The organism is Alteromonas sp. ABH4_452 (assembly GCF_056311825.1).
In genome coordinates this window covers 4,012,481-4,027,992 of the sequence record NZ_CM149973.1, presented here as the reverse complement: position 1 = coordinate 4,027,992, position 15,512 = coordinate 4,012,481, and the positions used below count along the sequence as shown (strand labels likewise).

Genomic DNA, 15,512 nt, shown 5'->3' with positions numbered 1-15,512 from the left:
TATTAAGGCAGTAATATACAAAAGGAGTGTTGCAATGGCATCACAAGCTCAGCAGGCAATGTTGGATAAACTGAAAACACAAACCGGTTTTATTGCAGCGTTAGATCAAAGCGGCGGTAGTACACCGAAAGCGTTACGCTTATATGGCATTGAAGAGTCTGAATACAGCTCAGACGAAGAGATGTTTAATCTAGTTCACGAAATGCGTACACGCATTATCACCAGCACCCCTTTTAGCGGCGAGCGCGTTATTGGCGCAATCTTATTTGAAAACACCCTTGATAGAGAAATTGAAGGCATGTCTACTGCGCACTTCTTGTGGCAGAAAAAGCGTGTTATTCCTTTCCTAAAAGTTGATAAAGGATTGGCTGAAGAGAGCAATGGCGTTCAAGTGATGAAGCCTATGCCTGGGCTTGATGCACTGCTTGCTAAAGCGGTAGCACAAGACGTATTTGGCACTAAGATGCGCAGTGTTGTAAAGCTTGCGAATCATCAAGGTATTAAAGATGTCGTTGCTCAGCAGTTTGAAATTGGTAAGCAAATTTTAGCTGCTGGCCTAGTTCCAATTATCGAGCCAGAGGTTGATATACACAGCCCGCAAAAAGCAGAAGCTGAAGCGCTACTTAAGTTAGAGATCCTAACCCAGCTTAATCTTCTTAGCGAAGGTGAGGAAGTGATGCTTAAGCTAACGCTACCAACCGAAGCCAACTTTTATAAAGAGCTTGTTGATCACCCTCGCGTACTTAAAGTGGTTGCACTTTCTGGTGGCTACAGCCGTGACGATGCAAACGCAAAACTAACAGAAAACCAAGGCATGATTGCGAGCTTCTCTCGCGCATTGACCGAAGGCGTATCTGCACAGCAATCTCAAGAAGAGTTTGAAGCAACACTAGATAAAGCGATTGAAGGTATTTACCAAGCTTCTAAAGCGTAACAAAAAGCATTGGTACAATCTTCATTATAAAGTTGTAAGAGCGCCACTGGCGCTCTTTCTATTTATTCACTGTTTTGCTGATTTTTTAGCGGGTAAAGTCAAACTTGGTAAAAAAGCGTTCAGCGTCTTTATTACCAAAGTCATAGTCCATTTTCGTTAGCGCTTGTAAAGCATCTTCCACAGAATCATAAAAGCAATAAGGAACCTCAGCAGCGTCATAACACTGAGAGATCTGTTGCTTAGTTGTCAGCATAATATCGGTATCTAATATCACCACAGCAAGAAATGACAGGCCGCGGGCTTTCCTTACGCGTGTTTGCTTTACAAAAATATCAAAGGTGGAGGGAGGCATCAGGCTTTCACCATAAAGACAACTTAACTGTATCCATGGTCTACCTTGTTCGAATGTAGAGATATCGGACGACATCTTAATCATGCCATTTCTCATGGTTTCATCATTCCATGGACCGCGCGCCGCGAACATCAGTAACTGACCGTTCGCTTTACTTTTAAATTCACCGTGTGGATTATTCATGGTTAATACCTTTTTGCCATGTATAAACGTTAGCATTCTGACGTTTATCTGCAACTAACCATAAGGCTAACAAATGTACTAACATGTAATATTTGTGGTGTTAGGTCTATTAGTTTGCGCTTAGTCGTCTTGTTGAGGGCGTTCAGCGTTTACTCTTTATTGAGAATATTTATTCAGTAATACTGGAATAACACTAACATCACGCAAAAGTGATTACGCCAGAAAGCAAAAAGAGAGGACCTGATTTAAAGTGTTCCGCAAAGGTTTACGGGTCCATATAACGAAAAATAAGGTGAGGTATGTTTAGAAATAGCAGTCTCAGATGCTCGTCTGTAATGATGCGTAAGGCAGTATTAACTGCACTTTTTTACGGGGGCGCCTTTGCTTTATCAAATACGGTGTTACCCAGTACAGTCTTTGCCAATACTGAAGCTGAAATTACCGATACAGACGATAGCCAGTATTTTAAATCGGAAGATATCTTTAATTTGGAATACGTGAGTGATGTTCAGATATCTCCAGACGGTAAAAATATCGCCTATGTGCGTCGTTCAAACGACATTATGTCAGACAGTAGCCGGGCAAATGTGTGGCTAGCGTCGGTTGATGGCAAGTCAAACCGCCCCTTACTTTCATCAAAAAAGAATTACTACTCTGTTCGCTGGTCACCTGATGGAAGCCGATTGGCTTATCTATCCAATGAAGAGGGCAAACCTCAGCTTTATGTGCGCTGGATGGACACAGGGCAAACGGCGTTAGTTACCAACGTTACTTCAAGTCCCAGTAACATTACGTGGTCGCCTGACGGTAAATACATTGCTTTCACCATGAGCGTTGATGCAAAGGAAAAGCCGCTAGACGTTAAAATGCCTAAAAAGCCGGACGGCGCAAAGTGGTCGCCTAAATTCCAATACATCACTAAGGCGCGTTATCAAGCCGATGGGCGCGGTGTTCTTGAGCCAGCTTATACCCATATTTTTATCGTTCCTGCCGATGGAGGCACAGCACGCCAGCTGACTTCAGGTAACTATCACCACAATGGGCGATTAAGCTTCTCCCTCGATGGTGACAAAATCTATTTCTCTGCTAACCGCAGTGATAACTGGGAGTATGAACCAGTTGAGGCCGATATATTTTCTGTTGATATGACGGGGAATATTGAACAATTGACGCAGGATAAAGGGCGAGAATCGTCACCTGTTGTATCGCCGGACGGAAAGCATATTGCTTATGCGTACCGTGACGACGAAAAAGTGATGTACAAAAATAGCTATTTGTATGTAATGAATAGCGATGGCTCTGAACAAAGAAACATAACAAAAGACATTGATAACTCGGTGTCTAATTTTTACTGGAAAGATAATAAGCACGTTTATTTTCAGCAGTCGGTTCGCGGTTTAGCGCAGGTGGATGTGGTATCGCTTTCTGGCAGTGTAAAAGCCGTAGCTAGAGGGCTTGGCGGCACCACGTTAGGGCGTCCTTACGTATTTGGTACTTATCACGCTGTTAACGATGTTGTGGCTTATACTAAAGGGCGTACAGACAGACCCGCCGATTTATATGTCACCACCCGAAGCGAGCGACAGCTTACTTCGCTTAATGAAGATGTTTTAGGCCACAAAAAATTAGGTGAAGTTAAGGAAATAGTCTATCAATCTTCTATCGACGGCGAAGAAATTCAAGGTTGGTATATTCTTCCGCCTAACTATGACAGCTCGAAAACCTATCCGCTAATTTTAGAAATTCACGGTGGACCCAACCTCGCTTATGGCCCTGTCTTTACCGCTGAACTACAGCGCATGGCAGCCGAGGGATATGTGGTGTTTTATGATAATCACAGAGGCAGTACGGGTTATGGTGAGCGCTTTGCACTGCTACTTCAGGGGAAATATAGCTCTGAGTACGACTTTGCCGACCATATGTCTGGAGTAGACGCGCTGATTGAAAAAGGCATTGCCGATCCAGAGCGTTTATTTATAACGGGTGGCTCTGCAGGTGGTATTGCATCAGCCTATGCCATTGGACTTACAAACCGTTTTAAAGCCGCCGTGGTTGCTAAACCTGTTATTAACTGGCTGTCGAAGGTATTAACCGCCGATTCGGGCCTGTACCAGATACCTTTTCAATTCCCGGGTAAACCTTGGGATAATGTAGAGCACTATTGGAAGCGCTCGCCATTATCGCTCGTGGGCAATGTAACTACCCCCACCATGTTGATTACTGGAATGGAAGATAAACGCACGCCAATGTCTGAAACTGAGCAGTTCTATCAAGCGTTAAAACTTCAAAAGGTTGATAGTGTACTCGTGAAAGTACCCGGCTCACCTCATGGTATTGCCTCTAAACCTTCTAGAATGATTGGTAAAGTGGAAAACATTTTGGCGTGGTTCAAAAAATACGACAGCGCGCACTTTGATGATACCAAAGCCAAAGCCGAGTAATTGAATCAACGTTTAGATACGTTAGTTTCGCAAGGCTAGAGATAAATGGGGCTATTGTTCCGATCCAATCGGTTCAATGCCCCATTTTTATAATCCGAGCCTGACGTTTTTCTTATTCTATCGTGGGATGAAGTTGCTCGATATCAGGAAAAACAGAAAGCTTCAAATCAAGGGATTTCCAGTAGTGACTTTCACGTAGTAGGTCAGCAGAGATTATAGGTTTTTCATCTAACCAGCCTTCAGGAAAGGTAATGGCCAGTTCATTCTTTTCTACCTTAACAACGAGATCAGGTACAAAACCCTCTTGGCGTTTAATATTAAGCAGCACACCCAAACGCAGTAGTGCAATTAAATGCTTTACCGACTGCTCATCAAAAAGGTTGAACGTGGGGAGTTCATTGGTTCGAATTTTCTTTCTGTGAAAACGCACGAGTGTAGCTAGCAGTAACTGTTGTTCCTGCGTAAATCCAGGCATGTCCACGTTGCCAAGAATATAGGCGCTGTGTTTTTGAATACCCCGAGAGTTAATTTGCATGCCTACTTCATGAAGTAAAGCAGCCCAACCCAGCATACTTTTAAAATCACGCCCTTTAAGTTTCCATTCTTTTTCAACATCATTGAAAAGTGACAGCGTTGTATTAAGCACCATGGTTGCTTGTGACGTATCTACATCGTAGCGGGTGGCCAAACTGCTCGCGGTTCTGCCTCTAATATCAGCGTGATGTAACTCATCTTCCATCTGATAAAGTACGCCTTCACGCAAGGCGGCAGGCGAGTAAACCAAGCCTTCAATTTCTAGCGCTCTGAAAACAGCAATAAGAATAGCGAGACCGCCTGCAATAACAACACGACGGTCTTCACTTAAATCTGCATAACTTAATTTGTCGATATGGCCTGCGCTTATGAACTGCTTCATCAAATTGCGTAAACTTTTAAGCGTTACCGGGATATCGTGGCCATTGGGCCTGTCTTGCTGACAAAGAGTGAACAGAGAGCGGATGGTACCTGACGTACCAATACATTGGACCCAGCCAAGTCTGCGATACTTATTGTCAATTAACTCAAGTTCTTGCTGCGCAGCAGTTATGGCGCGATTGAACGCTTTGGACTTTAGCTCACCGTCAGGGAAAAACCGTTTGGTATAGCTAACACACCCCATTTGAAGGCTGCGGCAAAGCAAAGGGGTAAACCCTTCGCCAATAACAAATTCTGTTGAACCACCGCCAATATCAACAACCAGTTGTTGACCGTCTGCGTGATTAGTATGGGCAACGCCAGAGTAAATAAGACGCGCTTCTTCTACGCCTGAAATCACTTCTATAGGGTAGGGAAGGATGTCTCTTGCTGCGCTGATAAAGTCTCGTGCGTTACGGGCCTTGCGCAGCGTATGAGTGGCAACGATTCTAACTGAATCAGGCTCAAACCCTTTAAGGCTTTCTGCTACTACCTTAAGCATAGATAGCCCGCGCTCCATTGCCTCATCAGACAATACGTCGTCTTCGTTAAGCCCTTCGGCCAAGCGAACTTTTTGTTTAACTCTATGCAGAATTTGCACAGACCCAGCAACAATACGTGCTACTACTAAGTGAAAACTATTCGAGCCAATATCGAGTGCTGCGACTTTACTGACTTCGCGGGTTTCCACGTCATTAAAAACTGATTCGTGCTGGGTCATGTACTAATCTTATATCCTACATAGTGTCTTCTTGCTTCTTCAAATAGTCGTATATTTCTATTTGCGAGCGAAGTTTTTTACGATTTCCCCTCGCAACGTACTTGTTGCTCTGATCCTTGTCAATTACTCGAGCTTTCAGGGTATCTTTAAATTGTAGTTCCATTATATCAACAATGCGCTGTTGAAGACCTTTATCGTAAACCGGGCAGCCTACTTCTATGCGGTTGTCCATGTTTCGGGTCATCCAATCAGCAGATGAAATATACACTTTTCTCTCGCCGCCGCCTTCAAAAATCATTACGCGAGGATGTTCGAGGAACCTATCAACAATAGAAATGATTTCGATGTTTTCGCTTATTCCTTTTATCCCAGGGTTAAGCGAGCACATACCACGGACTATTCCGCGGATCTTGACGCCAGCCTGGCTGGCTCGGTACAAATCATCAATCAGTTCTTTATCAACAAGGTTGTTAATCTTGAAGGTGATTTGAGCCTTTTGACCTTGGTTTAGGTGCTGAATTTCTTGGCGAATTAGCGACTGAATTTTGGTTCTCGCGTTTAACGGCGATATTTGTAGGTGCTGGAATTTATAACGTCTATAAGGGTATTGAATAAGATCGAATACCGCTACCCCTTCATTGGCCAATTCTTGATTGCGGGTGAATAAGCTGTAGTCGGTATAAATTTTCGCGGTTTTCTCGTTGAAGTTACCTGTACCGAAATGGGCATAATTCACCAAACTGCCCCGTTCTTCGCGGGTTACAATACACAGCTTAGAGTGAATTTTTAGGGTGGGCACACCAAGCACTACACGAATGCCCGCATCTGTCATGCGCTTAGACCATTCTATGTTGGCTTCTTCGTCAAAACGTGCGCGAAGCTCTACGACAACCGTAACTTTTTTTCCGTTATCTACCGCGTCAATTAACGAGTTTATTATGCGGGAGTTACTCGCCACTCGATAAATATTGATGCGTATAGTTTTTACATTTGGGTCGAAAGCCGCCTGTCGAACGAATTCGGTGAAGTGCAGGAAGCGGTGATATGGGTAGTATAGTAGTATGTCTCGTGCTGTTATCGCATCAAATACCGTGTTGTATAGAGAGAACGCTTTGCTGTCGATGGCCGGCAGTGGAGTGTGTTCGAGATAATCCCGCCCCACATTTGGAAAACCTATGAAGTCTTTAAAGTTGCGATAGTGCCCAGCAGCGTGCATGGTATCGAGCTTGGTAATTTTAAGGCGCTTGCGAAGGTCTGACTGCATATCTTCTGGCATGTCAGTGTCGTAGATAACACGCACCGGTTCAGCAATGAGACGCTGCTTCATGCTTTCTGACATTTTCTCTACGAAGCTTTCGTCAATTTCTTCGTTGATCGAATACTCTGCGTCACGGGTCATTTTGAATGAAAAGGCTTCAATTTCGTCAAATTTCACAAAACCGCGGAAAATATCCTCAATGCACAGCTGAATCATGTCATCGAGCATAACAATGCTCTTTTTCTTACGGCTCTTTTGCGGAGGGATCAGCATAAAGCGCGACATTTCAGAAGTGGGAACTTGAATAACGGCGAATTTAGGGTTGCGTTCTTTTCTTCGTAACGCAACATACAAATAGACAGAGTTTCCGTTTAAGCGGCTTAGCAGATCTGTTTTCTTATCAATAAGGATAGGCGCAATATGGCGTAGTGCTTTATTGATAAAATAATTACGTACCCACTGCTTTTGGTAGTCGTCTAAGTCATCTTTACGCAGGATATGAATGTTGTAACGGGCAAGGGTTTTGACTACGTCTTTATGGATTTGGTCAAATTTTTCAGAAAGCTGTACTACTTTCTTTTGTATCTGCGCCATAAGTTCGGTGAGGCGCTCTGCTTCTTCTTCGTTTCCGTCATTTTGGGCGATAGTGATAAGGCGTTTAACATCTGCCGCGCGTACCCGATAAAATTCATCAAGGTTATTAGAGTAAATACCAAGAAAGCGAATGCGTTCTATTGCAGGGTTATTTTTATCCGCGGCTTCTTGCAATACGCGTTCGTTAAACGATAGCCAGCTTAGCTCTTTGGGATAATATAAAACGTCGTTATCCATAATGTCTCAATTCACGTTCATAAAAATGGTCAAAGACTGCCACCAGTCAGTGACACTACTGTGACAACACGTATTTTGGCACTAAAGCCTACGTAATACGTTGCGGTGATTCCGTTACCTATGGGCATGACTATGAGACACTGCGATAGTCCCTCGCGCACTCATGCCCCTATATTTATCGCGTTGCAGTAATATCTACGACTAAGTCATTAGCTAACGATTCTAGTGCATCTTGTAATGCTCCGTCGTCGAAGTCTTCCGTTACCGCAATTTCAGCTTTTGCTTTGAAAATTAGGCTACCCCAGTTAGGCGCGCTTTCACAATGAGAAGCAAAAGTGAGAATATTTAAGTTAAATTGGTTAAGTACGGATGTTAGCTCCTGAACAATACCTGTCTTGTCGTTACCCATTACATCCACGGTTAACTTAGTTGTGTTGTTATTTTGATTGCTTGCAACAGCAACAGATTGAACAGACAAGTCTTTGATGGCGTCTAGCGAATCTACTAAACCCTGCTTATTTTCATCGGCAACATGTACTTCTACAAAGCCAGTAAACATACCCGCCATATGCGCAAAGCTTGACCCTTGCCAGTTGCCTTCATACTTATATACACACTTAGCGAGTGCGTCTACCAAACCAGGCTTGTCTTTACCCATAATGCTGATAACCAGTGATTGCATGCAAAGCTCCTTATTGGGCGTGTAGAGAAAAACTTTGATCGTCTTCCTGTAGGGTAATACCATAAGCGCCGAGTAGGTTGCGCGAAGGTAATGCTATAAACTTTTGCTTGCTATTAGCATAACAAAACTTACACTGCTCACCAGTGCAATTTAGGGTTATTCTTCTTAAAAAAGAAGAATTTCGAAAATAAAAATGACTAAACAGCCCCATGACTTTCGACAGCAACAGCACAAACAAAAAACGCCAGCGTAGAGATAGTTGGTCGCGCTATGTAGTGACGGGCTTTGGCGGCCTTGTTTTGTTGACCCTGGTTATTCTTATTACCCATCTCATTAGCCAAGCGCTTCCCCTAGCTTACACTCCTACCTTACATCATCAGTTTAGTGTTGAAACACCAGACAATGAAAAGGTGATAAGTGCAGGTGACATTATCAATAGCCAGCCTATGCTGGTTAGAAAATCAGACTGTCGATTAGGTCTTAAATTGCTCCAAGGCAAAGAGCTGGTAAGTAACCACGAATATATTCGTCCATGCGAGCACAGATTGTCGGCTCACAGCGTGATGGGGGAGAACTATATTGTCGACGTTTCGCCCAATGCGCAGGTACGGGTCTTACCGGTAAGGTCTTTTAATCTGACAGGCAGTAGCGAAGTGGATATCGCCGCTAACGCTCCACAAACAGCCCTGTCGAACAGCATTACGTTCGCGCTTCCCAAAGATGAGTGGGATAAACGCAGTAGCTGGAACATAGCACTGTCTTCTAAGTGGGCTGTAGCCTCTATCGCTCAAGACGACAGCTTTTTCATCCGTTGGGTTAATCGGCATCGCCCTACGCAGGTGGTAGATAAACGATTTCATAATATAGACAGGCTAGTGTTGCTACCTGGCAGCGAGAGTGTGTTGCTTCAAGTAGATGACGCCCTTTACCTTAACAGACTTGATGATAAAGGCACTTTACTACTTCCCATAGCCGGTGGCATCTCTGCGTCATTAGATGAAAAGATTATTTTTCCTCTAGCCAAAGACCGCACCTTCTTTCTAATGAACTCAGAAAATCAAACATTCACCCGCTGGGTGCTCAGTAAAAGTGAAAAAGGTCTCACCTTTGAGCAGACTTATCAGATAGCGGTTCCAGGTGAAAAAGTGAAAGCGGTGACAGAACATGCCAGTATGAACTTAGTGGCCGTGCTGACTGACAAAGCACGTGTATTGCTAGTAAATCGGGTATCTGGCGATGTGGTGGCTTCTCAAAAAATAGAACGGGCCGCTAATAATATCATTTGGTATGGGAATAAGCTTTACAGCTACTCTGACAACATCTTGTCGGTGTGGGAGGGCAAGCATTTAAGTGGTATTACTACGTGGGCATCGCTTTTTGAACCTCAGCACTATGAGGGATATGAAACGGAAGAAACTGTATGGCAAACTACCAGTGCCTCTGACTTTCAAGAGGCAAAATTCAGCTTAACCCCACTTTTAATAGGCAGTATCAAAGCGTCTCTTTTAGCGCTGCTTATAGCTATACCTGTTGCTATCGGCGCTGCAATTTACACCGCGTTTTTCGCTAAAAACCGATTGCGCAACATTGTTAAACCTGCCATCGAGCTGCTTGAAGCTATTCCCAGTGTTCTTATTGGTTTCATTGCGGCCATTTGGTTATCGCCAAAGGCTGAACAGTTTTTGTTTTCTTTTGGTTTTTTTCTGATTGTTATTCCCTTTGTGCTTATCGCAGTTGCTTTGGTGCAGCGCCCCGTAGCGGAGTATTTACCTAAGAAGTTAAGGAATGGTGCGGAGCTATTCTTTGCAGTTGGTGGCGTGTTTCTTTTAGGTTATGTCAGTGTGGAATATGCGCCATCGCTCATCTTCTCGCTGATGGGGATTGATGGGTTTACGTTGCTAGCGGCGGAATCAGATAGTCCTATTGGAAAAACGACCATAGTGGTAGCCCTAGCGTTGGGGGTAGCTATTTCACCCAGTATTTACTCGCTAGCTGAAGATGCCATCAATGGTGTGCCTAACGACTTAAAACATGCTTCATTCGCATTGGGAGCGACCCGGCTACAAACTTTGCTGTATGTTGTGCTACATGTTGCCCTACCAGGTATTGTTGCCGCAATAATGTTAGGCTTCGGGCGCGCGTTTGGCGAAACTATGATAGTACTTATGGTAACGGGGAATACGCCAATCTCCAGCTGGGGGCTCATAGAAGGTTTGCGAGCACTCACTGCTAACTTGGCAATTGAACTTCCTGAAGCTGATGTTTCATCAGCGCATTACCAAATTTTATTCTTCACGGCGTGCATTTTGTTTGTGTTTACCTTCGTAGTAAATACCATAGCAGAGCTATTGCGACAGCGTATAAGAAGAAGGGCGAATTATGGCTAATCAAGCATCTTTTGGATTAAATCCAGTCCAACGTCAATCGCTAGTCATTAGTTTAACCGCCTTTTTCACTAGTCTATTGCTGATCGCGCTCGTAAGTGTACTTATACTGATTAGTTTTCGCGGTACCGCCTATTTTTGGCCAGAGCCTATTTACACGGTAAAGGGCGAATATCAAGACGGCTCCACGTTCTCAGTACTTGCGAACCTCTTTGATGAGCCATCAAATAACGACATTACCCTTAAGTATTCGGATGCTCAGCATCCTTATGGTTTTCAAATTCAGTTATCCCGCCGACAAGTAAAAGATACGCGACTTGCGAAAGAGAGCGCTGAAATTAAGCTGATAGATGGTAGGCGTATTTTAGCGCTACCTGAGTATATCGTTGTACCGTCTAAGCCACCGCAAACCCTAGATAATATTGATGCAGTAATAGAAGAAGTAGCACAGATTAGTGCACAAATTGAAGCGCTCAATACCCGTCACCTTGCGCCTATACACGAAGCGCTGTCGCAATTTGATAAACGTAACGTAGTGGAAGATGCGCCGGCAAGAGAGCGCTTAGTTGCTTCATTTAACGAGTACCAAAAACGAGTAGAGGCGCTGGAAAAAACACGGGCTGAATATAACTTGCTGGTGAGTTTTGCAGACGGTGCGCCCTTTGTTATCCCCATTTCAAGCATTCAAGATGTGGATTTCGTAAGCCGTTTGAGTACATTCGAAAAATGGCAGGTAGTGTTTTCAGAAATTGGCGTGTTTCTTACTGATTCCCCTAAGCAAGCTAATACTTCTGGCGGCGTATTCCCCGCCTTGTTTGGCACTGTCCTCATGGTTTTTTTAATGACCATAATTGTAACGCCTTTTGGGGTGCTAGCCGCTATTTACCTAAGTGAGTATGCGCCCAATACCGCGCTAACTACCATTATTCGTGTGAGCGTAAGTAATATGGCGGGGGTACCTTCGATAGTATACGGGGTATTCGGACTTGGTTTCTTCGTTTATACCCTAGGTGGCAGTATTGATGAGCTATTGTTTAGCGAAACACTACCCGCGCCAACCATGGGCAGTCCAGGTGTGTTTTGGGCGGCGTTGACCATGGCAATTTTGACTTTGCCTGTGGTTATTGTTGCTACAGAAGAAGGCTTGCGCCGTGTACCAGAAGGGTTGAAAGCAGGCAGCTACGCATTAGGTGCAACTAAAATTGAAACCATAGTGCGTACCGTTTTGCCTATTGCGTCTCCTGGCATTATGACTGGCGTAATTTTAGCTATTGCAAGGGCAGCAGGAGAAGTTGCTCCTTTAATGCTTGTAGGGGCGGTTAAGTTTGCGCCAACGCTGCCCATAGACGGTGAATTTCCTTATCTTCACCTTGATAGACAGTTTATGCATTTGGGCGTGCTTATTTATGACGGTGCTTTCCACAGCCAGACCGATGGGAAAAGTGCAAGTATGATGTTTGCTGCCTGCTTGCTTTTACTCGTCGTGGTCTTTGTATTAAACATACTGGCAGTGGTACTTAGAGCGCGCCTGCGCAAACGCTACATCAAAGGATAATACAGGTTTTATAACATGTTGAAGTTGTTTGAACACAATACGCTAAACGTTAATGATATTAGTGAAGCACAAACTGCAGTTGAGGTGAAAAACCTTAATTTATGGTTTGGTAATAAGCATGTGTTAAATGACATCAGCATGCGAATACCCAAAAACAAAATTACGGCGTTAATTGGTCAAAGTGGTTGCGGCAAATCAACCCTAATAAGTTGTTTTAATCGCCTTAACGACTTGTATGATGGCTGTAAGTATGAAGGCGAGATCATAATAGACGGTCGAAATATCAATAGCCGTAAAGTAAACGTATCACGCCTTAGATCTAATGTAGGTATGGTATTTCAGCGCCCGAATCCATTCCCGATGAGCATTTATGAAAACGTGTGTTACGGGCTCAAGCTTCAAGGGGTTAAGGTTCGCCGACACTTAGACGATGCCGTTGAAGGCGCATTAAAACAAGCTGCATTGTGGGATGAGGTAAAAGATCGCCTATTTGAGTCTGCCCATGTTCTATCCGGTGGACAGCAGCAGCGTTTAGTGATTGCCAGAGCGTTGGCGTTAAAACCTGACATACTTCTGTTAGATGAGCCCACGTCAGCGCTTGACCCTTTAACCACACTCTTTATCGAAGAACTGATGGATTCGCTAAAAAAGCAGTGCACCATTATTATTGTGACGCATAACATGCAACAAGCAGCGCGGGTAAGCGACTATACTGCCTTTTTCCATCAGGGGAGGCTGATAGAGTATGCCGACAGTGACAAACTCTTTACCATGCCTGATAAAAAGCAAACCGAAGATTATATAACGGGGCGATATGGATAAAGTATCAGTGAACGGGTGTCCTAATTTTGAATTATGCCGCGAGGAGAATTCACCATGCGTCAAGTAGCCCTAAATACGCACATCTCGGGTACGTTTAATATCGAGTTGGAAAACTTGCGTAACTCGGTATTGACCATGGGCGGTGAAGTTGAACAGCAGCTGGTTGATACGTTAAGAGCGGTAAAGCACAACCATGCCGCACTGGCTGAGAAAGTGGTGCTGAATGACTTAAAAATTAACTCCATGGAAATTCAAATTGACGAAGAATGCCTGCGTATTATTGCAAAACGTCATCCTACCGCCAGCGACCTGCGTTTAATTATGACTATTTCAAAAGCCATTACCGATATAGAGCGAATGGGTGATGAGATTGAACGTATTGCCAAATTAGTAACGCGCAATAAGCTGCCAAGCTCAGATACAATTAAAAGCAGCATGTTGCTTATTGGTGAAAGGGTAGCTGCTATGATGCGTGGCACGTTCGACGCCTTTGCCCGTCAGGATGAAGCTGCTGCATTAGAAGTGTACGACCAAGACAATCGCATTGACAGTGAATACAAACGGTTACTGTCGTACACCACTTCAGAAATGCAAAAAAGCACCGACGATATGCAGGATTGGCTAGATGTATTGTGGGCAATGCGCTCGTTGGAACGTATTGGTGATAGATGCAAAAACGTGTGTGAGTATGTGGTTTATCTTACTCGCGGTACAGATGTAAGACATACGCCGCTGGAAAATATGCAGCAAAAACTGGAAGATTTGACGTAATCCTGTCCAAATGGTCAGTGTTATTTTGCGTATCAGTGTATAAATATGAATATTTGCGAAATTTATTTGTCATAAAACTGCAATATTTGATGGATTTATCATCGCATTCAAATAATTCCGTATACTTTTATCGTTTTTCAGTGATTTTCGCTATGGCTTCTATGACGATTACGTTATCATGCGCCGCAGCCAAGAACAGATCGTGCAAAATTTAATCGAACTTTATGATAAAACACAATTTGTCTTTAACTTCTTTCTCTAACCCTTGGGGTGAAGAGATCATGCTACTTACTCAAGTAGCGTCCAGCCTAAATCGCGTTTAGATCGGGAGCGATTATCCGTGGAATTTTTTGAAAGTTATGGCCTAATTCTTATAATCCTTGCCGCCGGCGTCGGTTTCGTCATGGCATGGGGTATTGGAGCGAATGACGTTGCCAACGCAATGGGTACGTCAGTGGGTTCTAAAGCTTTAACCATAAAACAAGCCATTATCATTGCAATGATATTTGAGTTTGCTGGCGCCTACCTAGCAGGTGGCGAAGTAACGTCTACCATTCGAAAAGGGATTATCGACTCAACCTTTTTTATAGACATACCTGAATACCTAGTATTAGGTATGATCTCGTCACTACTTGCGGCTGGAATATGGCTAGCGGTAGCGTCTTGGTTGGGATGGCCTGTATCTACAACGCACTCTATTATTGGTGCAATCATCGGCTTTACGGCAACTGGCGTCAGTATGGACGCAGTAGCGTGGGATAAAGTGGGTGGTATTGTAGGTAGTTGGGTAGTAACACCGGCTATATCGGGCATCATTGCTTACCTTATCTTTATGAGCGCTCATAAGCTCATCTTCCAAACTGCTTCTCCGTTTGCCAATGCCAAGCGTTATGTGCCGTTTTATATGGCATTAGCGGGCTTTGTGATGTCGCTTGTTACTATTAAGAAGGGGCTTAAGCACGTAGGCTTGGAACTTAGCGCTCTTAACGGTTATCTGCTAGCAATTGGGATAGCTGTAGCACTTGGTTTCTTGGGTAAATGGTTCATAGGCCGTATGAAATTCAGCGGTTCTGAAGATGCAGACTTACAGGCAGCAAACGTTGAAAAAGTATTTGCTTTGCTTATGGTAGTAACTGCGTGTTGTATGGCATTCGCCCACGGTTCTAATGACGTAGCGAACGCAATTGGTCCTCTTGCGGCTGTAGTAAGTGTTGTCACCAGTGGCGGTGAGATTAACGCAAGCGCCACACTGGCTTGGTGGATTTTACCACTAGGCGGTTTAGGTATTGTTGCAGGTCTCGCTTTATTTGGTCATCGCGTTATTAAAACCATCGGTCAAGGCATTACACATTTAACGCCAAGCCGTGGCTTCGCCGCAGAACTAGCCGCAGCGTGTACGGTAGTTATTGCTTCAGGTACTGGTTTGCCTATTTCAACTACGCAAACGTTAGTGGGTGCAGTTTTAGGTGTAGGTTTGGCACGTGGTGTTTCAGCGCTTAACTTAGGTATTGTTAGAAATATCGTTGTGTCTTGGATTGTGACCTTGCCAGCAGGTGCACTGCTTTCAATTGTTTTCTTCTTTATACTGAAGGCAGCATTTGGCGTAGCTTAGTAAGCTTACCTT

The 15,512-nt window shown here is 44.0% G+C and carries 11 protein-coding genes; 7 read left to right on the top strand and 4 right to left on the bottom strand.

The window, feature by feature from the left end; all coding sequences use genetic code 11:
• The first annotated feature begins 34 nt into the window (after positions 1–34).
• A complete protein-coding gene (locus tag ACYX4N_RS17265) occupies positions 35–934 on the top strand; it encodes a fructose bisphosphate aldolase (RefSeq protein WP_476054916.1) in 900 nt (299 codons plus the stop codon).
• An 85-nt stretch (positions 935–1,019) separates the two neighbouring features.
• On the opposite strand, the gene ACYX4N_RS17260 is transcribed toward ACYX4N_RS17265, so the two are convergent.
• The gene (locus tag ACYX4N_RS17260; RefSeq protein WP_476054915.1) at positions 1,020–1,469 is read right to left on the bottom strand and encodes a hypothetical protein; all 450 of its coding nucleotides are present in this window, start codon (positions 1,467–1,469) and stop codon (positions 1,020–1,022) included.
• Positions 1,470–1,768: 299 nt separating this feature from the next.
• Here ACYX4N_RS17260 and ACYX4N_RS17255 point away from each other — a divergent pair, with 299 nt between their 5' ends.
• Positions 1,769–3,910, top strand: coding sequence for a prolyl oligopeptidase family serine peptidase (locus ACYX4N_RS17255; RefSeq protein ID WP_476054914.1), 2,142 nt, complete (start codon positions 1,769–1,771; stop codon positions 3,908–3,910).
• Between the two features lie 112 nt (positions 3,911–4,022).
• Here ACYX4N_RS17255 and ppx read toward each other — a convergent pair whose 3' ends face one another.
• From ppx to ACYX4N_RS17240, 3 genes are all read right to left on the bottom strand, one after another.
• Positions 4,023–5,585 carry an exopolyphosphatase gene (gene ppx, locus ACYX4N_RS17250; RefSeq protein ID WP_476054912.1) on the bottom strand — a complete coding sequence of 521 codons (1,563 nt, stop codon included), beginning with the start codon at positions 5,583–5,585 and terminating at the stop codon, positions 4,023–4,025.
• Between the two features lie 16 nt (positions 5,586–5,601).
• Positions 5,602–7,674: a polyphosphate kinase 1 gene (gene ppk1, locus ACYX4N_RS17245; RefSeq protein ID WP_476054911.1), complete on the bottom strand. Its 2,073-nt coding sequence runs from the start codon at positions 7,672–7,674 to the stop codon at positions 5,602–5,604.
• 175 nt (positions 7,675–7,849) lie between these two features.
• The gene (locus ACYX4N_RS17240; protein WP_476054910.1) at positions 7,850–8,356 is read right to left on the bottom strand and encodes a glycine cleavage system transcriptional repressor; all 507 of its coding nucleotides are present in this window, start codon (positions 8,354–8,356) and stop codon (positions 7,850–7,852) included.
• A 209-nt stretch (positions 8,357–8,565) separates the two neighbouring features.
• On the opposite strand from ACYX4N_RS17240, the gene ACYX4N_RS17235 reads away from it, so the two are divergent.
• From ACYX4N_RS17235 to ACYX4N_RS17215, 5 genes are all read left to right on the top strand, one after another.
• Positions 8,566–10,743, top strand: coding sequence for an ABC transporter permease subunit (locus tag ACYX4N_RS17235; RefSeq protein WP_476054909.1), 2,178 nt, complete (start codon positions 8,566–8,568; stop codon positions 10,741–10,743).
• Positions 10,736–12,295 (top strand): phosphate ABC transporter permease PstA, encoded by a 1,560-nt coding sequence (gene pstA, locus ACYX4N_RS17230; protein WP_476054908.1) that lies wholly within the window; start codon positions 10,736–10,738, stop codon positions 12,293–12,295. The genes ACYX4N_RS17235 and pstA overlap by 8 nt, the downstream gene beginning before the upstream one ends.
• Positions 12,296–12,310: 15 nt before the next feature.
• Positions 12,311–13,117, top strand: a complete 807-nt coding sequence (gene pstB, locus ACYX4N_RS17225) for a phosphate ABC transporter ATP-binding protein PstB (RefSeq protein WP_476054907.1) — start codon at positions 12,311–12,313, stop codon at positions 13,115–13,117.
• Between the two features lie 54 nt (positions 13,118–13,171).
• On the top strand, positions 13,172–13,888 hold the full coding sequence (gene phoU, locus ACYX4N_RS17220; protein WP_476054905.1) for a phosphate signaling complex protein PhoU: 717 nt from the start codon (positions 13,172–13,174) through the stop codon (positions 13,886–13,888).
• A 340-nt stretch (positions 13,889–14,228) separates the two neighbouring features.
• A complete protein-coding gene (locus tag ACYX4N_RS17215) occupies positions 14,229–15,500 on the top strand; it encodes an inorganic phosphate transporter (protein WP_474808525.1) in 1,272 nt (423 codons plus the stop codon).
• Positions 15,501–15,512: the final 12 nt, after the last annotated feature.